The organism is Micromonospora sp. URMC 107 (assembly GCF_051386315.1).
Lineage (GTDB): Bacteria > Actinomycetota > Actinomycetes > Mycobacteriales > Micromonosporaceae > Micromonospora.
The window spans coordinates 1-21182 of sequence record NZ_JBPQTK010000110.1 but is presented as its reverse complement, the minus strand read 5'-3'; the positions used below and the strand labels follow the sequence as shown (position 1 = coordinate 21182).

The 21182-nt window shown below is 73.1% G+C and carries 19 protein-coding genes and 1 pseudogene; 6 read left to right on the top strand and 14 right to left on the bottom strand.

Features of this window, described 5'->3' with window-relative positions:
* The 3 genes and pseudogenes from ACSNN9_RS22000 to ACSNN9_RS21990 form a co-directional block, all read left to right on the top strand.
* Positions 1–626 (top strand): annotated as a pseudogene (locus tag ACSNN9_RS22000) (hypothetical protein); the annotation flags it as partial.
* 196 nt (positions 627–822) lie between these two features.
* Entirely contained in the window at positions 823–2478 is a 1656-nt protein-coding gene (locus ACSNN9_RS21995) for a DEAD/DEAH box helicase (RefSeq protein WP_436675159.1), read from the top strand.
* A gap of 109 nt (positions 2479–2587) precedes the next feature.
* Positions 2588–3208, top strand: a complete 621-nt coding sequence (locus ACSNN9_RS21990; protein ID WP_436675160.1) for a putative glycolipid-binding domain-containing protein — start codon at positions 2588–2590, stop codon at positions 3206–3208.
* A 132-nt stretch (positions 3209–3340) separates the two neighbouring features.
* On the opposite strand, the gene ACSNN9_RS21985 is transcribed toward ACSNN9_RS21990, so the two are convergent.
* Genes ACSNN9_RS21985 through ACSNN9_RS21975 form a run of 3 tightly spaced genes read right to left on the bottom strand, consistent with a single transcriptional unit; the run spans position 3341 to position 5799 of the window.
* On the bottom strand, positions 3341–4432 hold the full coding sequence (locus ACSNN9_RS21985) for a PLP-dependent cysteine synthase family protein (protein WP_358087829.1): 1092 nt from the start codon (positions 4430–4432) through the stop codon (positions 3341–3343).
* 22 nt (positions 4433–4454) lie between these two features.
* Positions 4455–5282 carry an SDR family NAD(P)-dependent oxidoreductase gene (locus ACSNN9_RS21980; protein WP_436675158.1) on the bottom strand — a complete coding sequence of 276 codons (828 nt, stop codon included), beginning with the start codon at positions 5280–5282 and terminating at the stop codon, positions 4455–4457.
* A 58-nt stretch (positions 5283–5340) separates the two neighbouring features.
* Positions 5341–5799 carry an Lrp/AsnC family transcriptional regulator gene (locus ACSNN9_RS21975; RefSeq protein ID WP_357871367.1) on the bottom strand — a complete coding sequence of 153 codons (459 nt, stop codon included), beginning with the start codon at positions 5797–5799 and terminating at the stop codon, positions 5341–5343.
* Between the two features lie 268 nt (positions 5800–6067).
* On the opposite strand from ACSNN9_RS21975, the gene ACSNN9_RS21970 reads away from it, so the two are divergent.
* A complete protein-coding gene (locus tag ACSNN9_RS21970) occupies positions 6068–6334 on the top strand; it encodes a BldC family transcriptional regulator (protein WP_089002465.1) in 267 nt (88 codons plus the stop codon).
* A 65-nt stretch (positions 6335–6399) separates the two neighbouring features.
* Here ACSNN9_RS21970 and ACSNN9_RS21965 read toward each other — a convergent pair whose 3' ends face one another.
* Positions 6400–7029 (bottom strand): UbiX family flavin prenyltransferase, encoded by a 630-nt coding sequence (locus ACSNN9_RS21965; RefSeq protein WP_436675157.1) that lies wholly within the window; start codon positions 7027–7029, stop codon positions 6400–6402.
* A gap of 192 nt (positions 7030–7221) precedes the next feature.
* Between ACSNN9_RS21965 and ACSNN9_RS21960 the strand changes: the two genes are divergently transcribed.
* A complete protein-coding gene (locus ACSNN9_RS21960) occupies positions 7222–8226 on the top strand; it encodes a terpene synthase family protein (RefSeq protein ID WP_436675156.1) in 1005 nt (334 codons plus the stop codon).
* A gap of 84 nt (positions 8227–8310) precedes the next feature.
* On the opposite strand, the gene mqnP is transcribed toward ACSNN9_RS21960, so the two are convergent.
* The 8 genes from mqnP to hemL form a co-directional block, all read right to left on the bottom strand.
* Complete coding sequence (mqnP, locus tag ACSNN9_RS21955) at positions 8311–9222, bottom strand: menaquinone biosynthesis prenyltransferase MqnP (protein ID WP_436675155.1); 912 nt, start codon at positions 9220–9222, stop codon at positions 8311–8313.
* Positions 9222–10682, bottom strand: a complete 1461-nt coding sequence (locus ACSNN9_RS21950) for a menaquinone biosynthesis decarboxylase (protein ID WP_436675154.1) — start codon at positions 10680–10682, stop codon at positions 9222–9224. The genes mqnP and ACSNN9_RS21950 overlap by 1 nt, the downstream gene beginning before the upstream one ends.
* A 238-nt stretch (positions 10683–10920) precedes the next feature.
* Entirely contained in the window at positions 10921–11898 is a 978-nt protein-coding gene (gene ccsB / locus ACSNN9_RS21945; RefSeq protein ID WP_436675153.1) for a c-type cytochrome biogenesis protein CcsB, read from the bottom strand.
* Positions 11898–13562, bottom strand: a complete 1665-nt coding sequence (gene resB, locus ACSNN9_RS21940) for a cytochrome c biogenesis protein ResB (protein WP_436675152.1) — start codon at positions 13560–13562, stop codon at positions 11898–11900. The genes ccsB and resB overlap by 1 nt, the downstream gene beginning before the upstream one ends.
* Complete coding sequence (locus ACSNN9_RS21935; RefSeq protein WP_436675151.1) at positions 13562–14401, bottom strand: cytochrome c biogenesis CcdA family protein; 840 nt, start codon at positions 14399–14401, stop codon at positions 13562–13564. Before ACSNN9_RS21935 ends, resB begins: the two co-directional genes overlap by 1 nt.
* Entirely contained in the window at positions 14401–14976 is a 576-nt protein-coding gene (locus ACSNN9_RS21930) for a TlpA family protein disulfide reductase (protein WP_436675150.1), read from the bottom strand. The genes ACSNN9_RS21935 and ACSNN9_RS21930 overlap by 1 nt, the downstream gene beginning before the upstream one ends.
* Positions 14976–15623: a histidine phosphatase family protein gene (locus tag ACSNN9_RS21925; RefSeq protein WP_357871338.1), complete on the bottom strand. Its 648-nt coding sequence runs from the start codon at positions 15621–15623 to the stop codon at positions 14976–14978. The genes ACSNN9_RS21930 and ACSNN9_RS21925 overlap by 1 nt, the downstream gene beginning before the upstream one ends.
* Positions 15624–15749: 126 nt before the next feature.
* Positions 15750–17087, bottom strand: coding sequence for a glutamate-1-semialdehyde 2,1-aminomutase (gene hemL, locus ACSNN9_RS21920; RefSeq protein WP_436675149.1), 1338 nt, complete (start codon positions 17085–17087; stop codon positions 15750–15752).
* A gap of 234 nt (positions 17088–17321) precedes the next feature.
* Here hemL and ACSNN9_RS21915 point away from each other — a divergent pair, with 234 nt between their 5' ends.
* Positions 17322–17657, top strand: a complete 336-nt coding sequence (locus ACSNN9_RS21915; protein WP_121397135.1) for an STAS domain-containing protein — start codon at positions 17322–17324, stop codon at positions 17655–17657.
* A 182-nt stretch (positions 17658–17839) separates the two neighbouring features.
* Here the strand turns inward: ACSNN9_RS21915 and ACSNN9_RS21910 are convergent, their stop codons facing one another.
* Positions 17840–18394, bottom strand: coding sequence for a response regulator (locus tag ACSNN9_RS21910; protein WP_358087790.1), 555 nt, complete (start codon positions 18392–18394; stop codon positions 17840–17842).
* Positions 18391–21182 (bottom strand): HAMP domain-containing protein (locus tag ACSNN9_RS21905; RefSeq protein ID WP_436675148.1); only part of this gene is annotated, 2792 nt, incomplete at its 5' end. The genes ACSNN9_RS21910 and ACSNN9_RS21905, both read right to left, overlap by 4 nt.

Sequence of the window (21182 nt, the reverse complement as noted above, 5' to 3'; positions counted from 1 at the left end):
CGGCCTCCGCGCCCCCGGCCTCCGCGCCCCCGTTCTCCACGCCACCGGCCTCCGCGCCGCCGTTCCCCGGACCCTCGTTCTCCGGGCCCTCGTTCTCCGCGCCCCAGGCATCCGCGCCACCGGCGCCCGCGCCACCGGCGTCCGTGGCGCCGGTCGTGCCCGCCCCGGCGCTGCCGGCCTGGCCGCCGCCGACCAGCCCTGGCGACCGCCGCCCGGGCGGTGCCGAGCCGGCCACCGCGCCCCGGGAGGCGCGCCGGCTGGCTGGTCGCGCCGACGGCGGCTCCGACGGCGGCCCGGCCACGCGCGCCGGGCGGGCCGGGGGCGGCACCACGGGCCGCTACGACGGCGGGCCCGACCTGGGCACCATCTACGGTGCCGGTACCGAGGGCCCCGGCTTCAGCACCGTCTCGTTCCCGAGCAACCCGGTGGAGAACTCCGGCTCGCTGACCGGGCACATCCTGGCCCAGGGCTGGACGGAGACCCCCACCGAGGAGCGGTCGAGCACGACCAAGGTGATGGTCGTGCTGGCCGCCTCGCTGGGCCTGCTGGTGGCGATCAGCGTGCTGGTCGTGCTGCTCGCCAACGACACGGTGGGCGGGCTGGTGGGCGGCGTCCTGAGCAAGTGAGCCGCGTACGACGACGATGGTGAGCCCGCCCACTACCCGTCCGTGGTCCGGTGGCGGGCTCGTCGCTTCGCCGTACACTGGTGGGGATCACTGACCCGGCGCGCCCTGCGCGCCCATGGGCGATCTTGCGGGCGATTCGGCGGCGTTCAGCTGCGGCAGGCCATCGCGAAGATGCGCCCCGCTCGAAAGGCATTTCTTGACGACCTTTGCTGAACCCAGCACGTTTCCGACCGCCCTCGACACCGCCGACGCGCAGACCGCCGTCGAGCAGGACGGCACCGCCCAGGGCCAGGCCGCCCCGGTGACGCCCGAGGCCACCGACTTCGCCGCGCTGGGGCTGCCCCAGCCGCTGGTCCACGCGCTCGCCCGGCAGGGCATCACCACCCCGTTCGAGATCCAGCGCGCCACCATGCCGGACGCGCTCGCCGGCCGGGACGTCCTCGGCCGGGGCCAGACCGGCTCCGGCAAGACCCTGGCCTTCGGCCTTCCCCTGCTGGCCCTGGTGGCCGACCGCAACCGGGCCCGGCCGCTGCGCCCCCGGGCCCTGGTCCTGGTGCCGACCCGAGAGCTCGCGATGCAGGTCAACGACGCGCTGATGCCGCTCGGCAAGGCCGTCGGCGTGTTCCTGAAGACCGCCGTCGGCGGCGTGCCGTACGACCGGCAGATCGACGCCCTGCGGCGCGGGGTGGAGATCATCGTGGCCACCCCGGGCCGGCTGGGCGACCTGATCGCCCGGGGCGTCTGCCACCTGGACGACGTCGAGGTCACCGTCCTCGACGAGGCCGACCAGATGGCCGACATGGGCTTCCTGCCCGAGGTCACCGAGCTGCTGGCGAAGACGCCGGCCGGCACCCAGCGGCTGCTCTTCTCGGCCACCCTGGACGGCGACGTCGACGCGCTGGTCAAGCGGTTCATGACCGACCCGGTGACGCACTCCACCGCCCCGTCCACCGCTTCGGTGTCCACCATGGACCACCACATGCTGCTGATCCCGCCGCACGACAAGTTCCCGGTCGCCGCGTCCATCGCGGCCCGGGACGGGCGGACGATGGTCTTCGCCCGGACCCAGCTCGGCGTCGACCGGCTGGTCGAGCAGCTGGCCGCCGTCGGCGTACGGGCGGGTGGACTGCACGGCGGCAAGACCCAGCGGATGCGTACCCGCACGCTCGCCGAGTTCCGTGAGGGCCGGGTGAACGTCCTGGTCGCCACCGACGTGGCGGCCCGGGGCATCCACGTCGACGGCGTCACGCTGGTGCTGCACGTCGACCCGCCGAAGGACCCGAAGGACTACCTGCACCGTGCGGGTCGTACCGCCCGGGCCGGCGAGTCGGGCGCGGTGGCCACGCTGGTGCTGCCGAAGCAGCGGCGGACCACGCTCGCCATGCTGGAGAAGGCCGGCGTGGCACCGGCCGAGACCCGCGTGCGGGCCGGCGATCCGGCGCTCGCCGAGCTGACCGGCGCCCGCGAGCCGAGCGGCGTTCCGGTGCGCGTCGAGCCCGAGGAGCCGCGCCGGCACGGCGACCGGCCCGGCGGCCCGCGCCGCTACGGCGACCGGCCGCAGGGCGAACGCCGCTACGGCGACCGACCCACCGACAGCCGTGGCTACGGCGACCGCCCGCAGGGCGAACGCCGCTACGGCGACCGACCCACCGACAGCCGTGGCTACGGCGACCGCCCCCAGGGCGAACGCCGCTACGGCGACCGCCCGACCGAGGGCCGTGGCTACGGCGAGCGCGGCGAGCGGCGCTTCGGCGACCGGGGCGGTTTCCGGCCCGAGGGTCGGGGGCGCGACGAGCGGCCGCGCGACGAGCGGCGGGGCTTCGGCGGGCGTCCGCCGGCGCGCACCCACTGATCGTCAGCGTCATCTTCGGACGCCGTCGCGGGACCCAGGCCCCGCGGCGGCGTTTCCGCATCCGCTGCCGGTGTCGGCCGGGTCGCGTAACGTCCGGCTCATGCCGACCATGCCGAAGTCGCTCTTCTGGACCCGGACGGACACCGCCGGCACGGAGCACGCACTGTTCGACGACGGTCGTGGGCTGAGTGCGCGGGGCACGCTGACCGCCGTCGACCCGATCCCCTACACCTGCCGCTACCAGCTCGCCACCGACCCGCGGTGGGCCAGCACCCGCGTCGAGGTGGAGGCGGAGGGCGCCGGATGGCTGCGGAGCGTACGCCTGGAGCGGGTGGCCGACGGGTGGCGGGTGACCACCGCCGAGCAGGGTGACCTGGACGCGGCGCTGCTTGCGGCCGGCCACCCGCCGGTCGGGCTGCCCGGCACCGACGACCCGGGCCGGCTGGCCGGAGCGCTCGACGTCGACCTCGGCGGCGCGGCGCTGTTCAACACGCTGCCGGTGCACCGGCTGGGGCTGGCCGACGCCGCGGCCGACACCCCGCACCGGATCGACGTCGCCTGGGTGCTGGTGCCCGGTCTGCTGGTCGTGCCCGCCGAGCAGGTCTACACCCCGCTCGGCCCCGGTCGGGTCCGCTTCACCAGCGACACCTTCACGGCCGACATCGACCTCGACGGCGACGGCTACGTGCTGCGCTACCCCGGGCTGGCCGAGCGCGTCGACCCGCGCTGACCCGGCCACGGGCGTTCCCCCGGCCGGCTCAGGCCGACCGGGCGGCTCAGGCCGGGAAGACCAGCCGGCTCAGGCCGACCGGGCGGCTCAGGACGAGGACGATCAGCCTCAGGGCGAGGTCGACCAGCCGGCTCAGGCCGGCCAGGCGCCGGTGGTGAGGAAGCGCTCGACCGTCGCCAGGTGCGGCGTCGGGTCCAGCCCCTGGGCGGCCACCCAGTCGTCGGCGTAGTAGGTGTCGGCGTAGCGGTCGCCGGCGTCGCAGATCAGGGTGACCACCGAGCCGGTGCGGCCCTCGGCGAGCATCTCCGCGATCAGCCCGAAGGCGCCCCACAGGTTGGTGCCGGTCGAGCCGCCGACCCGGCGGCCGAGCACGGCCGATCCGGCGCGCATGGCGGCCAGCGAGGCGGCGTCGGGCACCTGGACCATCCGGTCCACCACCGAGGGTACGAACGACGCCTCCACGCTCGGCCGGCCGATCCCCTCGATGCGGGAGCCCCGCCCGGTGCGCACCGACCAGTCGGCCGCCTGCCAGGCGGGATAGAACGCGGAGTTCTCCGGGTCGACCACGCACAACTTGGTGGGCAGCCGCTGGTAGCGGGCGTACCGGCCGATGGTCGCGCTGGTGCCCCCCGTACCGGCGCCCACCACGACCCACGCCGGCACCGGGTGCCGCTCCAGGGCGAGCTGCGCGTAGATCGACTCGGCGATGTTGTTGTTGCCCCGCCAGTCGGTGGCCCGCTCGGCGTAGGTGAACTGGTCCATGAAGTGCCCGCCGGAGTCCTCCGCCAGCCAGCGGGCCTCGACGACCACCTTGGCCGGGTCGTCGACGAGGTGGCAGCGGCCGCCCTGGAACTCGATCTGGGCGATCTTCTCCGGCGAGGTGGAGGCGGGCATCACCGCGACGAACGGCAGCCCCAGCATCCGGGCGAAGTAGGCCTCGGAGACGGCCGTCGAACCGGAGGACGCCTCCACGATCGTGGTCTCCGGGCCGATCCAGCCGTTGCACAGCCCGTAGAGGAAGAGCGAACGGGCCAGGCGGTGCTTCAGCGAGCCGGTCGGGTGCACCGACTCGTCCTTGAGGTAGAGGTCGATCCCCCACGGCCGGGGCAGCGGAAACGGCAGCAGGTGGGTGTCGGCGGAGCGGTTGGCGTCCGCCTCGACGGCGGCGATCGCCTCGGTCACCCAGCGCCGGCTGGCCTCGTCGCACCGGTCGAGATGAGTCACGCCCGCAACCTAGCAAGCCGGCTCACCATGAGTCGTCCCCCACCCGGCGGCGCTGGCGGCGCTGACCGGCCCGGCCGGCCGCGAGGATCAGCGGGGCGAGCCGCACGGCGGCGCCGGGCAGCGCGTCGAGCAGCCGGACCTGCGCGCCGCGCCAGCGGGGGACGCTGACCACCGGGCGGGGCCGCCGGGCCAGCCGCGCGGCCCGCCGGGCCACCCGCTCGGGGGTCAGCAGCGTCCCGGTGAAGGAGGCCGCGGCGCCCGGGTCGTCGAGCCTGTCGTGCAGCATCGGCGTCCAGATCCCGTCCGGACACAGGCACGACACGTGTACGCGCCGGTGCCCGGCCAGCCGCAGGTCGGCGAGGGTGCCGATGCTGGAGGCGACCAGGGCGTGCTTGCTGGCCGCGTAGACGGTCTCGCCGGGCGCGGCCACCAGTCCGGCCAGGGAGACGACGTTGACCACGTGCCCGTGCCCCTGGGCACGCATAACGGCCAGCGCGGCGAGGGTGCCGTTCATCGCGCCGAGGGCGTTGACCTCGACCACCCGGCGGCGGGTCGCCGCGTCGTGCTCCCACGAGGGGCCGGTGACGAGGATCCCGGCGTTGTTGACCCAGAGGCCGAGCCCGCCCCGGCCGGCGGCCTCGGCGGCGACGGCGGCGCAGGCGTCGGAGTCGCGTACGTCCAGCGGGCGGGACCAGCCGCCCAGCGGCGCGGCGGCGCGGGCCACCGCCTCGGCGTCGTGGTCGGTGAGGAGCACCGGCCAGCCGTCGGCGTGCAGCGCGGCGGCGATGGCGCGGCCGAGGCCGCCGGCCGCGCCGGTGACCACGGCCGTTCCCGGGGCTGGCTTCGTCATCGGCGCACGCTATCGCCGCCCGGCGCCCCGCACCAGGGCCGCTCGGCCAGGGCGGCGGTCAGGCGGCGGGAGGCACGGGGGCCTGTGGCCGGTTCTCCCACTTGGTGGAGAGGGCGATGCCGGTCCGGGTGGAGGCGACGCCCGGGGTGCGGTTCAGCCGCACGATGAGCCGCTCCAGCTCGGCGATGGTGCCGACCCGGGCCTTGAGCAGGAACGACTCGACGCCGGCCATGAAGTAGCAGGATTCGATCTCGGGCATCTGCCGGAACGCCTCCAGCACGTCGTCGGTGTCGCCGCCGGAGTCCTCGACGATCCCGATCAGCGCGGTGACGGCGTAGCCGATCGCCTCGGGCTCCACCTCCGCCCGGTAGGCCCGGATCACGCCGCTGGACTCCAGCTTGCCGACCCGCTCGTGCACGGCCGGCGCGGAGAGGCCCACCTGCCGGGCCAGCTCGGCGTAGGACAGGCGGGCGTTGCTGCGCAGCAGCTCCACGAGGCTCAGGTCGATGGCGTCCACGGACTGTGACCCTAGCGGTCCGGGCGTAACGTCGGGCATCCGGCGCGCGTTGGACATGACGGGTTGTAGTCGTCCGCAAACTCGCAGTCAAGGGAGCCGTACGCAGGTAATATTTCCTAACTTCCCACTCAGTGCGTTTTTCGCGTTTGGCGGACAGGCCAGGTCGCTGGTGCTGTAATTGCCATACGTCCCTCATGACGGCTCTGGGCTCGCACCGGCCGGGGGCAGTGTGTTCAGCCGGGGGCTTCGTCGACGCGAGGAGGGGGCTGTGGACACTGGAGATCGCCTGCTGACACCGGGTGAAGTTGCCGCGCTGTTTCGGGTTGACCCGAAGACTGTGACGCGATGGGCAGCGGCGGGCCGGATAGGCAGCATCCGGACTCCAGGCGGGCATCGCCGGTTTCGGGAATCCGAGGTGCGGGCCCTGCTTGAGGGGGAGGGCATGTTGGACGAGGCGGAAGACGTCGGCAAACCGCGCAACGCGGGGCCGGCCGCCTCGACCGGGCCGGGCCCGGCCAACGCCGGCATGTACTGAATGGTGCGGATCGTCGCGGGGACCGGACGCAGGCTCCGGTCCGCGTCCGGTGAGCCGGGCCCGGTTCACTCCCGCGCCGCGCCCAGCTCACCCGACCAACGACGGAACAGCGTGTGCGGTACGCCGAGGGCGTCCAGCACCTTGCCGGCCACGAAGTCGACGAGCTGCGGGGCGGAGGCCGCCGCCCCCGCGCCGTAGAAGCCGGGACTGGCCGGCAGCACCACCGCCCCGGCGTCGTGCAGTGCGATCAGGTGCTCCAGGTGGCTGCGGGTCACCGGCGTCTCCCGGGGCACCACCACCACCGGCCGGCGCTCCTTGAGGTTGACCTCGGCAGCCCGCTGCAACAGGTCCTTGGAGAGCCCGATCGCGATGCCGGCGCAGGCCGCCGTGCTCGCCGGGACCACCACCATCCCGCGTACCCGGTAGGAGCCGCTGCTCGGCCCGGCGGCCAGGTCGCCGGCGGGCCAGTGCCGCACGTCGGCTCCCGCGAGGTCGCGGCCCAGCCAGGCGGCGAGGTCCTCGGCCCAGTGACCGTCCCGGAACGGGCGGCCGGTCTCGTCCAGGACGGTCAGCCGCGCGGCCCGGGAGACGATCAGGTCCACCGCCTCCCCGGCGTCGAGCAGCGCCCGCACGACGGCCGCCGCGTACGGCGTGCCGGACGCCCCGGAGACTCCGACCACCCATGGTTCGCGCATGCCCTCCAGCCTGCCTGGTCGCCCCCGCCCGACGTCGGGCACCCCGCCCGGAGCGTCCATGATGTCCGCCTCAGGCGGCGGTTGTCCCCCGAAGGGCGCGATGTCGGGTCGGGAGCGCGCCCATCCCGACGGCCTGACATGCTGCCGGTGGCGATTCGCACGGAAGCGGTTCGCACCCGGGAGGAATCGGTGATGACCGGCGAGGTCCTGCGGGCGCTACGGTCCGAGTGCCCCATCCCGCCCCGGCTCTCGCCGCACGCCGACCGGGTGCAGGAGTGGCTCGTCGGCGACCTGCTGCCCGGCCTCGGCCTGGCGGCCGACGACGCGGCGTCGCAACGGCTGGCGCACGCCAGCGTCGCCCGCTACGCCGGCCGGCTCTACCCCGGCGCCGCCGAGGCCGACCTGCGGGTGCTGACCGCCCTGTTCACCTGGTTCTTCCTGGTCGACGACGCGTGCGACGGGCCGGGCCGGCTCGGCCCCGACCAGATCCGGGCGCTGCGCGCCGGCACGCTGACCCTGCTGCACGCCGGGCCCCGGCTCCGGCACGCCGGCCTGACCGGGCCGCTGCGGCGGCTGCTGGTGCACGGGTGGCGGGAGCCGCGCCGGCGGATGCCGGCCCGCTGGCGGACGCGCTTCGCCCGGGCCGTCGCCGACCACCTCGACGGCACGTGGCGGGAGGCGGCGAACAAGGCGGCCGGCCGCCGCCCCGGCGTCGCGGAGTACGTCGCGCTGCGGCGCGCCACCTCCGCCGCGTACGTGTCGTATCCGCTGGTGGAGTTCGTCACCGGCCGCCCGCTGCCCGACCCGGTCCACCACCACCCGCTGCTGCGCGAGATCGCCGACACCGGCAACGACCTGCTCTCCTGGTACAACGACCTCGCCTCGCTGGAGCGCGACACGGCCACCTCCGGCGGGCACAACCTGGTCCTCGCGACGGTGGCCGAGCAGCGGGTGCCGGTGGAGACCGCGATCGGCCTGACGGTCGAGCGCTGGCGGGCGTCGATGCGGCGCTTCGTCGAGCTGGGTGCGGCGGTGCCGTCGTTCGGCCCGGCGCTGGACCGGGCGGTCGCCGACCACCTCGACGGGGTGGCGAACGCCGTCCGGGCCACCGTCGACTGGACCCTGGAGAGCACCCGCTACGGCGGCGGGGAGGGCCGTCTCGTCAACGCAGCCGGTGGCGGAAGGGCCGCTTCCTGACCACCGGGCACGGCGTCGTCGGGGCTGGACCTGTCGGCACGGCCGGGCCCGGACGCAGGCGACGACGGCCGGCGGCGGCCCCGGTCAGGCGCGCAGGCCGAGGCGGATCACCAGGTCGAGCAGGGCGAAGACGAACAGCGCGATGCCGACGAAGCCGTTGGCGGTGAAGAAGGCCCGGTTGACCTTGCTCAGGTCGGTCGGGCTGACCACCAGGTGCTGGTAGCCGAAGGCGAGCGCCGTCGCCCCCAGCCCGATCCACCAGAGCCAACCGAAGCCGATCAGCGCCCCGAACCAGACGAAGAGCGCGAACGTCGCCACATGCGCCACGGTGGAGGCGTGCAGCGCGAACCGCAGCCCGTAGCGGGCCGGCACGCTGTGCACACCGATCCGCCGGTCCACCTCGGCGTCCTGGCAGGCGTAGATCAGGTCGAACCCGCCGATCCAGAGGCCGACGGCCACGCCGAGCAGCCAGGCCGGCCAGGAGCCGTCCAGGGTGCCGGTGACGCCCAGCCAGGCGCCGACCGGCCCGACAGCCTGGGCGACGGCCAGGATGGCGTGCGGCCAGTTGGTGAACCGCTTGCCGTACGGGTAGACGACCAGCGGCACCACGGCGAGCGGCGCGAGCACCAGGCAGAGCGGGTTGAGCAGGGCGGCGGCGGCGAGGAAGACCACGAGCGCGACGGCCGCGCCGGTCCAGGCCGTCCGCACGCTGACCGCCCCGGTGACCAGTTCCCGGGAGGCGGTACGCGGGTTCCGCGCGTCGATCCGGCGGTCCAGGATCCGGTTGGCGGCCATCGCGAACGTCCGCGCGCCGACCATCGCCACGGTGATCAGCAGCAGGTCCAGCCACCGGACCCGCCCCCCGTCGACCTGCATGGCGGTCAGCGCCGAGAGGTACGCGAACGGCAACGCGAACACGGAGTGCTCGATCGCCACCAGCTTGAGGAAGGACTTGACCCGGCCCGGTCGCTCCACCGGTTCGACGGCGGTGGCCATCAGATGCCGTACTCCTTCCAGCGCTTGTCGACCAGGGAGACGACCTCGGGGGCCATCCGCATCTCCTCCGGCCAGCCCCGGGTGTAGCCCTCCTCGGGCAGCTTGCGGGTCGCGTCGACGCCCGCCTTGCCGCCCCAGAACTGTTGGTAGGAGGCGTGGTCCAGGTGGTCCACCGGCCCCTCGGTGAGCAGCAGGTCCCGGGCGTAGTCGACGTTGCCGAAGGCGCGGAAGGCGACCTCGTTGTAGTCGTGCACGTCGCAGTCCTCGTCGACGATCACGATCAGCTTGGTCAGCGACATCATGTGCGCGCCCCAGATCGCGTTCATCACCTTCTGCGCGTGCTTCGGGTAGCGCTTGCGGATCGACACGATCGCGCAGTTGTGGAAGACCCCGGCGGCGGGCAGGTCGTAGTCGACGATGTCCGGGATCAGGAAGCGCAGCAGCGGCGCGAAGATCCGCTCGGTGGCCTTGCCGAGGCCGTGGTCCTCCTGCGGCGGCTGCGACGTGACGATCGAGTGGTAGACCGGGGCACGCTGCATGGTCATGCACTCGATGTGCATGACCGGGAAGGGCTCCACCGGGGTGTAGAAGCCGGTGTGGTCGCCGAACGGGCCCTCCGGGAGCCGCTCACCCGGCTCGATGTAGCCCTCCAGGACGATCTGCGCGTGCGCCGGCACCTGAAGCGGGACCGTCAGGCAGTCCACCATCTCGACCCGCTCCCCGCGCAGGTACCCGGCGAACAGGTATTCGTCGATGTCGGCGGGAAGTGGCGCGCTGGCCGAGTAGGCGACCGCGGGGTCGGTGCCGATGGCGATCGCCACCGGCAGCCGCTGCCCGAGCCGCTCGGCGACCGCGTGGTGCGCCGTGGAGTTCTTGTGGATCTGCCAGTGCATGCCGATGCTGTTCCGCGAGTGCTGCTGCAACCGGTACAGCCCCAGGTTGCGCTTGCCGGTCTCCGGGTGCTTCGTGTGGGTCAGCCCGAAGTTGTGGAAGATCCCGCCGTCGCCCGGCCAGACCTGCAGGCCCGGCAGCCGGTCCAGGTCGACGTCGTCGCCCCGGTAGACCACCTGCTGGCAGGGGGCGGTCCTGACCTTCTTCGGCGGCATCGACGTGAGCTGCCTGACCTTGCCGAGGCCGTCCATCATCCCGGAGAGGCCCACCGGCAGCTCCGGCTTGAGCATGTTGCCGAGCCGCTCGCCAATCTCGTCCAGCGACTCGACGCCGAGCGCCATCGCCATCCGCTTCTCGGTGCCGAAGAGGTTGATCGCCACCGGCATCTCGCCCCGGGTGGGCCGCTCGAAGAGCAGCGCGGGGCCGCCCGCGCGGACCGTCCGGGTGACGATCTCGCTGATCTCCAGGGTGGGGTCGACCGGGGCGCTCACCCGCCGCAGTTCGCCCGCGCGCTCCAGCGCCGCGAGGAAGTCCTTGAGATCGGTGTACGGGAAGCCACGAGCCGCCATGCCTGCCAGTCTCCCGCACCGCTCCGGGCGGCGACCACGCCGGGTGGTGTGACACCGGCGATCAGCCGGCCGGCTCCCAGGCGCACGCGGCCACGGGCGGGTCGAGCGGGGCGCCGGTGAGCCGGTTGGCAAAGGTGGAGATGGTGTACGTGCCCTCGACGTGCCCGGCTGGTTCGGCGGCTGACCCGGGCGGTGTCCAGGGCCCCTGTGCCGTTCCGTCAGGCGCGGCGGCGGGGAGTCAGTCGAGGCCGCCGTAGGAGTGCAGGCCCTCGAAGAAGATGTTCACGCCGAACAGGTTCATCAGCATGGTGAGGAAGCCGACGACGGCGAGCCAGGTCGCCACGTTCCGCTTCACGCTCGGGGTGGCCCGGGCGTGCAGGTAGCCCGCGTAGATCACCCAGGAGATGAACGACCAGGTCTCCTTCGGGTCCCAGCCCCACGGCCGCCCCCAGGCCGCCTCGGCCCAGATCGCCCCGGCGATCACCGCGAAGGTGAAGACCGGGAACGCGAAGGCGTGCAGCACGAAGGTCAGCCGCTCCAGCGCCGCCGCCGCCGGCAGCCGCTTCGCCAGCGTGTACGGGAAGCTCCGCCGGCCCTGCTCGTAGCCGGCGCGCATCAGGAACGCCACCGCCGGCACCGCGCCCAGCAGGAAGATGCCGGAGGCGAAGACGATGGTCGAGACGTGGATGACGAACCAGTACGAGTTGAGCGCCGGCACCAGCGGCACGATCGGGGTGTAGAGCACCAGTTCGGCGGTCGCCACCAGCAGCACCATCACCAGCGACAGGAACAGCCCGAGGCGGCGCAGCTGCGGCCGCTTCCAGAGCACCACCAGCCAGGCGGCGGCACCGATCCAGGAGCCCGTGAGCACGAACTCGTACATGTTGCCCCAGGGCATCCGGTCGGCGGCGAGACCGCGCGTGACCAGCGCCCCGAGGTGCAGCAGCGCCCCGAGCGCGGTGGCCGCGACGGCGACCAGGCCCGCCAGCCGGGCGCGCCCGGCGGTACGCTCCGCCGCCGACGGCCCGGTCTCGACGGGTACGACCGGGGTGCCGCCCCCCGCCGCGCCGACGCCTGCGCCGACCAGCTCGCGGGCCGGCGCCGCGGGCACCCGGGCGCGGGAGTTGCCGAGCGCGTACTCGACAGCGTGGCTGATCATCGCGACCAGGTACACCAGGATCGCGAACGACACCAACTGGTCGGAGAGTGCGGACATCACTCGGCTCCTTCTCGCGCTCCGGCCCGGTCGCCGCCGTCGCGGTCGACGCCGGCCTCCTCGTCCGACCGCCCGTCGCCGCCGATCGCGGCCACGAGCTGCGCGAACTCGTCGGCGAACCCGGGATGGTCGGTGCGCGGCAGGCCACCGGCCTCGACCAAACTACTACCGCCCGTCGGAGATCCACTCGTGGGGTCGGCGGCACCGGCCGGCAGCACCCGGAAGAAGACCCGGCGACGCCGCCCGAACAGCGAGCCCATCAGCCCGACCAGCAGGACGGCGGCGCTGACCAGCAGCAGCGTCGAGCCGGGGTCGTAGCGGACCGAGAGGGTGATGTACGGCTCGGTGCCCAGGAACTCGACCGTGGTGCCGTCGTCCAGCTTCCAGGTCTCGCCCTTGCGGAGCAGCTTCGTGCCGACCTCCTTGACCTTGCCGGCGCGCACCTGCCGCTGGTCCAGCTCGTAGACCGAGCCGGGGATGCCGGCGTCCATGCCGAGGTTGCCCCGGTACGCGACGAGGTTCAGCGCGGGGTTCCGCTCGGTGGGGTACTCGGAGCGGGCGAACGGCGCGGCGGCCGGCGCGGTCGGCAGGTAGAGGCCGGAGAAGGCCATCTGGAGGTTCGGGTCCCGCTCACCCGTCGCGGGGTCGACGTTGATGTCCGGGAAGGCCGCCAGGCCCTCGCTGGTCAGCCCGACGTCGCCGGTGGTCAGGAACGGGAAGTTGCTGGTCTGGCTCTTGCCGAACCGGTCGGTGTAGCGGATCACCGGGGCGTAGCCGTGGCCGAGCAGGTAGACGTTCGCGCCGTCGAGGCGCAGCGGGGCGTTGACCGAGAAGTTGGCCTGCCGCCGCTCGCCGTCGGCCTCGTCGACGGTCACCCTGGCGTCGAAGAACTCCGGCTGGCCGGACTCCAGGAACCGGGCCTCGAAGTCGTCGAGCCGGATGCAGAAGCCCGGCAGGTCGGCGCTGTCGACGCGGGGGCCGAGCTTGCTCTCGGCGTACTGCTGGCGGGTATTGCAGAACGCGTTGTCCTCGCCGGCCACCAGCAGCTTGTTGCCGCTCCAGCCGTACCAGGAGCCGAGCGCGACGCCGACCAGCACGACCACCAACGAGCTGTGGAAGAGCAGGTTGCCGGTCTCCTTCAGGTAGCCCTTCTCGGCGGAGACCTCGTCGCCGCGCACCACCACCCGCCAGCGCCGCCGGCGCAGCGCCGCCGCGATCGCCGCCGCGCCACCCTCCGGGGCGGGCAGCACGGCGTGCTGCGGCAGTCGGTCCAGCCGCTTCGGCGCGGCCGGCGGCTTCGACCGCAGCGCCCGCGCGTGGTCGCGCAGCCGGGGCGTGATGCAGCCGATCAACGAGGTGAAGAGCAGCAGGTAGATCGCGGAGAACCAGACCGAGCCGAACGCCTCGAAGGCGCCGATCCGGTCCAGCACCGGGGCCAGGTCGGGGTGCGCGGTGAAGTAGTCCCGCACGTCCTCCGGGTTGACCCCGCGCTGCGGCAGCACCGAGCCGGGGATGGCGGCCACCGCGAGCAGGAAGAGCAGCACCAGGGCCGTACGCATGCTGGTGAGCTGCCGCCACGAGTTGCGCAGCAGGGCCAGCAGGCGGTTGGGCCGGCGCCGGGGAGCCTCGGCCGGCGGCGCCGGCCGCTCGTCGACGGCGGTCATCAGATGCTCACCTCGCCCACCCCGACGGTGGTCTGCAACCAGATCACGAAGTTCGTCCAGCCGCCGGTGACCAGCGCGAGGCCGATCAGGATCAGCAGCGCGCCGCCCAGCCGGGTGACCCAGCGGCTGTTGCGCCGGACGGCGCGGAACACCCCGAGCAGGCGCTCGAAGCCCAGCCCGAAGACGACGAACGGCAGCCCCAGCCCGAGGCAGTACGCCACGGCGAGCACCACGGCCCGGTCGGTCTGCCCGCCGACGGCGGCCATCCCGATCACCGCGCCGAGGGTCGGGCCGACGCAGGGCACCCAGCTGAGCGCGAAGACCGCGCCGAAGACCGGCGCGCCGAGCAGCCCGGCGGCGGGCAGCCGCTGGATCCGGAACTCCCGCTGCAACCCGGGGAGCAGCCCCGCGTAGCTCAGCCCGAGCGCCACGATCAGCGCGCCGATGACGATCTCCAGCGTCCGCTCGTACTCGAAGAAGACCCTGCCGACGCCGGCGAAGAGGATCGCGGTGGCGGTGAAGACGACGGTGAAGCCGGCGATGAACAGCAGCGTGCCGGCGAGCACCCGGCCCTTGACCGCGGCCCTCGGCGCCTCGGTGCGCTCCCGCACCGCCACCCCGCCGCCGGCGCTGTCGGCGCTGTCGGCGCTGTCGTTCCTCACGCTCGGCCGGCGGGTCTCAAGGTCCGCGCCGGCGAGGCCGGTGACGTACGACAGGTAGCCCGGCACCAGCGGGAGCACGCACGGCGAGAGGAAGCTGACGAGTCCCGCGAGCGCCGCCGCGCCGATGGCGAGCAGCAGCGGACCCGACTGGGCCAGTTCCCGGAACGTCTCGCCCATCAGCGGGAACCGTTGGGGGCCGGCCGCTCGGCCGCGATCCGCTCGACGATGGGCTGGAGGCCCTCCTGCTTCACCGCCGCCCGGATCACCGCGGCGATCCGGCCGTCCCGGTCCAGCACGACGGTGGCCGGGATCGTGTTCGGCGGGATGTCCAGGGCGAGCGCCAGCCGGCTCGGCGGGTCGAAGAGACTCGGGTAGGTGACCTTGAAGCTCTCCTCGAAGGCGAGCGCCTTGTCCCGCTGGTCCTGGATGTTGATGCCCAGGAAGGTCACCCCGGAGGCCTTCGTGGCCTGGTACGTGTTCTCCAGGTCGTCCGCCTCCGCCCGGCACGGCGCGCACCACGAGCCCCAGAAGTTGACCACCACGACCTGGCCACGGTCCTTCGCCACGTCGTGGCTGCCGCCGGTGAGCAGCTCACCGGCGAGCTTCGGGGCGGCCGAACGCTGGTCGGGGGCGCACTCGATGATGCCGCCGGAGTTGTCGCACGCCTTCTCGCCGTCACGCGACGAGCAGCCGGCCAGCGCCACCGTCACGACGGCGGCGAGCAGACCCGCGGTCCACCTCCGGGCGTTCATCAGGCCCCCTTGGCCGTCCTGGCTGTCGGCGACATCGCGATCAGGTGGGCGGCCGGCTCGGAGTAGCCGATGCCGACGACCTTGGCGCCGTCGAAGTGGAAGGAGGTGAGGCTGGCCAGCCCGCACTGGCGCTTGCGCGGGTCGTGCCAGAGCCGCTTGCGCTCCACGTACCGGCGCAGCGTCCAGATCGGCAGCTGGTGGGAGACCAGCACGGCCTCGCGCCCCTCGGCGGCCACCCGGGCGGCGTGCACGGCGGCGAACATCCGCTCCGCGATCGCGCGGTAGGCCTCGCCCCAGGACGGGGTGACCGGGTCCCGCAGCACCCACCAGTTGCGGGGGTCGCGGAACGAGCCGTCGCCGGGAGAGACCTTCTTGCCCTCGAACCAGTTGGCGCTCTCGATGAGCCGCTCGTCCACGCCGACCGGCAGCCCGAACTGCGCGGCGATCGGCTCGGCCGTCTGCTGGGCGCGTTCCAGCGGGCTGGCCACCACGTGCACGACCTCCCGCTCGGCCAGCCCCTGCGCGGCGGCCTTGGCCATCTGCACGCCGAGCTCGGAGAGCCGGAAGCCCGGCAGCCGGCCGTAGAGGATGCCCTCCGGGTTGTGCACCTCGCCGTGCCGCAGCACGTGGACCACGGTCTTGCTCACCGCTGCGCCCCCTTCGTTCGCGACTGCGGGGCTCGCAAACCCGGCTCACTCCTCGCGCTCACCGCTGCGCCCCCTTCGTTCGCGACTGCGGGGCTCGCAAACCCGGCTCACTCCTCGCGCTCACCGCTACCCCCCGTGACCCGCCGCCGCAGCAGCGTTGGCCGCCACCGGCAGCGCGGCGGCGATCTGCTCCAGAGCGGCGTCGTCCAGCGCCGCAGACACGAACCACGCCTCGAAGGCGCTCGGCGGCAGGTAGACGCCGCCGGCGAGCATCGCGTGGAAGAACGCCTTGAAGGCCGGCACCTGCTGGGTGCGCGCGCTGTCGTAGTCGACCACGTCGGCGTCGGTGAAGAAGACCGAGAACATGTTTCCCGCGTACGACAGCCGATGCGGGACCCCGGCGGCGGCGAGCGCGTCGGCGGCGAGCCTGCCCACGACGGCGGCCGTGTCGTCGAGCCTGCGGTAGAGCGCGTCGTCGGCCAGCCGCAGGGTGGCCAGGCCGGCGGCGCAGGCCAGCGGGTTGCCGGAGAGGGTGCCGGCCTGGTAGACCGGGCCGGCGGGGGCCAGTCGCTCCATGATCTCCGCGCGCCCGCCGAACGCCGCGGCCGGCAGCCCACCCCCCATGACCTTGCCGTACGTCCACAGGTCGGCGTCGGACGGGTCGAGGCCGTGCCACCCGGCGCGGGAGACCCGGAACCCGGTCATCACCTCGTCGACGATGAGCAGCGCGCCGTGCGCGTGCGCGATCCGGGCGAGCTGCTGGTTGAAGCCGTCGCGCGGGGCGACCACGCCCATGTTGCCGGCGGCGGCCTCGGTGATGATCGCGGCGATGTCCTGGCCCTCGGCGGCGAACGCCTGCTCCACCGCGGCGAGGTCGTTGTACGGCAGCACGATCGTGTCACCCGCCGCCGCGCCGGTCACCCCCGGCGAATCGGGCAGGCCGAGGGTCGCCACCCCCGAGCCGGCGGCGGCCAGCAGGCCGTCGGAGTGCCCGTGGTAGCAGCCGGAGAACTTCACGATCCGGGGGCGGCCGGTGAAGCCGCGGGCCAGCCGGATCGCCGACATGGTGGCCTCGGTGCCGGAGTTGACCAGCCGGACCTGCTCGACCGGGGTGCGGTCGACGATCTCGGCGGCCAGCTCCACCTCGCCCGGAGTGGGGGTGCCGAAGCTGGTGCCCCGGGTCGCGGCCGATCTGATCGCGTCCACGACCTCCGGGTGCGCGTGGCCGAGGATCAGCGGTCCCCAGGAGGAGACCAGGTCGACGTAGCGCCGGTCGTCGGCGTCGTAGAGCCAGGGCCCCTCCCCCCGGACCATGAAGCGCGGCGTGCCGCCGACGGCACGGAACGCGCGCACGGGGGAGTTCACCCCGCCGGGCACGATGGCCTTGGCGCGGTCGAACAGGGCCTCGGAGGCCGGTGCTTCGGCCGGGTAGCGGCCGGATCCGGCGGGAAACATATCGGTCACGATGCCGCCATTGTGTCAGCGCCGGGCGGCGAATCGGCAGGCACCCCGCACCGGGGTTACCAGGCTCACCCGGTCCGGCCTCCCACCGCCCTTCCCGGGTGGTGCCGTTCCCGCCCCTCCGGGGTGCCGGGAAGGAGGGCGTTTCCGGTCTCGGGAGCAGGGCCGGCGCGCTCGGCGGGCTCGGTCGTCACCGCTCGACAGGCCGGGTGGTCCGGATCGCGCTAGGCTGACCCGGTGGATCGTGCCGAACTGTCCATCACGCTACACCGGACGGGCGACGAAGCTGTGCTTCGCCTGGCCGGTGAGATCGACATGCTCACGGCCGCCCAGCTGTCGACCGTCGTCAACGAGGTCCTCGCCGATCCACCACCGCGCATCGTGCTCGACCTCGGCGGGGTCACCTTCTGCGACTCGCAGGGCCTGGGCACCCTCGTCGTACTCAGCCGCAAGGCCAGCCACGCGCAGAGCCTGCTGATCCTGACCAACGTCGGCGACTTCCTGCTCCGCGTCCTGGACATCACCGGCCTGCGCAGCGCCCTGATGATCCGCAACGACCAGACCACCGGCTGACCCACCCCCTCCCGCCCCCGGTCCCCAGCCCCCCCGCCGAGTCGATCATGAGGTTGGCCGGGGACAATTCGGCCATTTCGCACCGCTAACGTCATGATCGACGAGGGGCGGGCGCCGGGCTGGGCCGGGCGCCGGGCTGGGCCGGGCGCCGGGCCGGGCCGGGCCCGGGCCGGCAGGGTGGGTCAGGGGGTGTTGCCCCAGCGGGCCTGTTCGAGGAGCTGCACCGCGCGGTCGAGGGAGTCCGGATCGTCCAGGCGCAGCATGGCGGTGGCCTCGTCGACCGCGTCCGTCAGCACCCGTAGCTGCGCGTCCCGCTCCCGCACCAGATCCGACTGGGCCGCGAGCTGCCGGGTCTTCACCCACAGCTCGACGAAGACCGACACCTTGGCCCGCAGCACCCACGGGTCGAACGGCTTGGTCAGGTAGTCGACCGCGCCGACCGCGTAACCGCGCAGCGCGAGCTGGGCGTCCCGGTCGGCGGCGGTGAGGAAGATGATCGGCACGTGCCGCGTACGCTCACGCCGCTTGATGTGGCTGGCCGTCTCGAAGCCGTCCATGTCCGGCATCTGGGCGTCCAGCAGGATCACCGCGAAGTCGTCGACCAGCAGCTGCTTCAGGGCCGCCTCGCCGCTCTCGACGGCGACGGACTGGACCGGCAGGCCCTGGAGAATCGCCTCCAGTGCCATCAGGTTCTCCCGGCGGTCGTCCACCAGCAGCGCCTTCGCCATCTGGGTCACGAACTCTCCTCGGTTCGGCTGCCGCTGATCCAGGACGACATGAGTTCGATCAACTCGTCCAGGTCGACGGGCTTGGTGATGTAGTCACTTCCTCCGGCCGCCAGCGCCGACTCGCGGTCGCCGGGCATGGCCTTCGCGGTCAGGAAGACGATCGGCAGGTCGGCGAACCGGTGGTTGCGCCTGATCTGTCGGGTCGTCTCGTACCCGTCCTGATCGGGCATCATCGCATCCATCAGGACGATGTCCACCTCCGGATGCTCGGCCAGCAGGCGAACGCCGTCCGCCCCGTTGTCCGAGTACAACACGGTCAGGCCGTGCAGTTCCAACGCGCTGGTCAGCGCGAAGACGTTCCGGACGTCGTCGTCGACGATCAGCACGGTGGCGCCCTCCAGCCGCCGGGTGGCCGGCGTGGAGGCCGGCTCGGGCAGCTCCGGCGGCGGCATGAGCAACGAGGACGGCAGTCCGGCCCGCGCCGGTGACGGCGGCAGCGGCGCGACCACCGCGTCCGGCGCGAGCACGTCCGGCACGAAGAGGGTGAACGTCGAGCCCTGGCCGGGCGCCGACGCCACCACGATGCTGCCGCCCAGCAGCCGCGCCAGGTCCCGGCTGATCGACAGCCCCAGCCCCGTACCGCCGTAGCGGCGGCTGGTGGTGCCGTCGGCCTGCTGGAACGCCTCGAAGATCAGCGACAGCTTGTCGTCGGAGATGCCGATGCCGGTGTCGACCACGGTGAACGCGATGACCTGCCGCGCGTTGGTCAGGGCCGGCACGTCGAAGACGGCGTTGTCGGGCGCCAGCCCGATCCGCAGCGTCACCGTCCCGTTGTCGGTGAACTTGACCGCGTTGGAGAGCAGGTTGCGCAGGATCTGCTGGAGTCGCTGGGCGTCGGTGACCAGCGCCTCCGGCAGGTCCCTGCCGACCCGCACCTGGAAGTCCAGGCCCTTCTCCTCGGCCTGCGGCGCGAACGCCTGCTCCACGTAGCCGCGGATCTCGTCGAACCGCACCGGCGTGGGCTCGACGTCCATCCGCCCCGCCTCGATCTTGGACAGGTCCAGGATGTCGTCGATCAGCGACAGCAGGTCGGAGCCGGCGCCGTGGATCGTGCGGGCGAACTCGATCTGCTTCGGCGTGAGGTTCCGCTCCGAGTTCTCGGCCAGCAGCCGGGCCAGCAGCAGCAGCGAGTTCAGCGGCGTACGCAGCTCGTGGCTCATGTTGGCGAGGAACTCCGACTTGTACGCCGACGCCCTCGTGAGCTGCTGGGCCTTCTCCTCCAGGCCGAGCCGGGCCAGCTCGATCTCCCGGTTCTTCGTCTCGATGTTGCCCTTCTGCTCCGAGAGCAGCTGCGCCTTGTCCTCCAGCTCGGCGTTGGTGCGCTGGAGCTCCGCCGACTGCTCCTGCAACTCGTGGGCGAGCCGCTGGGACTGCGCGAGCAGTTCCTCCGTACGCCGGTTGGCCTGGATGGTGTTGACGGCGATGCCGGTGGTGAGCACGAGCCGCTCCAGGAACGACAGGTGCAGCTCGGAGAAGGCCGCGACGCTGGCGAACTCGATGACCCCGAGCAGCTCGCCCTCGAAGAGCACGGGCAGCACGACCAGGTCGGCCGGCGGGGTCTCGGCGAGCCCGGAGCGGAGCATCAGCTTGCCGTCCGGCGCCCCGCCCATCCGGATCGTGCGGCGGGACAGGGCGGCCTGGCCGACCAGCCCCTCGCCGGGGCCGAAGGTGACCTCGTGCCCCCGGGCGACGTAGCCGTACGAGGCGGTCAACCGCAGGCGCATCACGCCCTCGGACGTGTCCGCCAGGAAGAACGCGCCGAGCTGCGCGTCGACCAGCGGGGTCACCTCCATCATGATCATGCGGCAGACCTCGCCCAGGTCACGCTGCCCCTGGAGCAGGCCGCCGATCCGGGCCAGGTTCGAGTCGAGCCAGCCCTGCTCGGCGTTCTTCTTGGTCGTCTCCCGGAGGGTGACGATCATCTGGTTGATGTTGTCCTTCAGCTCGGCGACCTCGCCCTGCGCCTTGACCGCGATCCGCTGGGTCAGGTCGCCCCGGGTCACCGAGGTGGAGACCTGCGCGATGGCGCGCAGCTGGGTGGTGAGGGTCGAGGCGAGCTGGTTGACGTTCTCGGTGAGGTCCCGCCACGTGCCCGAGACGCCCTTGACCTGGGCCTGACCGCCCAGCTTGCCCTCCGTGCCCACCTCGCGCGCGACGCGGGTCACCTCGTCGGCGAACGACGACAGCTGGTCCACCATCGTGTTGACGGTGGACTTCAGCTCCAGGATCTCGCCCTGGGCGTCGACCGTGATCTTCTGCGACAGGTCGCCCTTCGCCACGGCCGTGGTGACCGAGGCGATGTTGCGCACCTGCGACGTCAGGTTCGACGCCATCGAGTTCACGTTGTCGGTCAGGTCCCGCCACGTACCCGAGACGCCCTTGACCTGGGCCTGACCGCCCAGCTTGCCCTCCGTGCCCACCTCGCGCGCGACGCGGGTCACCTCGTCGGCGAACGACGACAACTGGTCCACCATCGTGTTCACCGTCGACTTCAGCTCCAGGATCTCGCCCCGGGCGTCGACCGTGATCTTCTGCGACAGGTCACCCTTCGCCACGGCGGTGGAGACCTGGGCGATGTTGCGCACCTGGGCGGTGAGGTTCGACGCCATCGAGTTCACGTTGTCGGTCAGGTCCCGCCAGGTGCCGGCGACGCCCCGCACCTGGGCCTGACCGCCCAGCTTGCCCTCCGTGCCCACCTCGCGCGCGACGCGGGTCACCTCGTCGGCGAACGACGACA

Excerpts from the sequence above, each read along its gene's own strand:
- mqnP (WP_436675155.1), bottom strand. The coding sequence starts at position 9,222 with ATGGCCACCGCCGTCGAACCGGTGGAGCGACCGGGCCGGGTCAAGTCC.
- ACSNN9_RS21935 (WP_436675151.1), bottom strand. The coding sequence starts at position 14,401 with ATGGGCGAGACGTTCCGGGAACTGGCCCAGTCGGGTCCGCTGCTGCTC.
- ACSNN9_RS21980 (WP_436675158.1), bottom strand. The coding sequence starts at position 5,282 with ATGACGAAGCCAGCCCCGGGAACGGCCGTGGTCACCGGCGCGGCCGGC.
- ACSNN9_RS21950 (WP_436675154.1), bottom strand. The coding sequence starts at position 10,682 with ATGGCGGCTCGTGGCTTCCCGTACACCGATCTCAAGGACTTCCTCGCG.
- ACSNN9_RS21960 (WP_436675156.1), top strand. The coding sequence starts at position 7,222 with ATGACCGGCGAGGTCCTGCGGGCGCTACGGTCCGAGTGCCCCATCCCG.
- ACSNN9_RS21990 (WP_436675160.1), top strand. The coding sequence starts at position 2,588 with ATGCCGAAGTCGCTCTTCTGGACCCGGACGGACACCGCCGGCACGGAG.
- resB (WP_436675152.1), bottom strand. The coding sequence starts at position 13,562 with ATGACCGCCGTCGACGAGCGGCCGGCGCCGCCGGCCGAGGCTCCCCGG.
- ACSNN9_RS21930 (WP_436675150.1), bottom strand. The coding sequence starts at position 14,976 with ATGAACGCCCGGAGGTGGACCGCGGGTCTGCTCGCCGCCGTCGTGACG.
- ccsB (WP_436675153.1), bottom strand. The coding sequence starts at position 11,898 with ATGTCCGCACTCTCCGACCAGTTGGTGTCGTTCGCGATCCTGGTGTAC.
- ACSNN9_RS21965 (WP_436675157.1), bottom strand. The coding sequence starts at position 7,029 with ATGCGCGAACCATGGGTGGTCGGAGTCTCCGGGGCGTCCGGCACGCCG.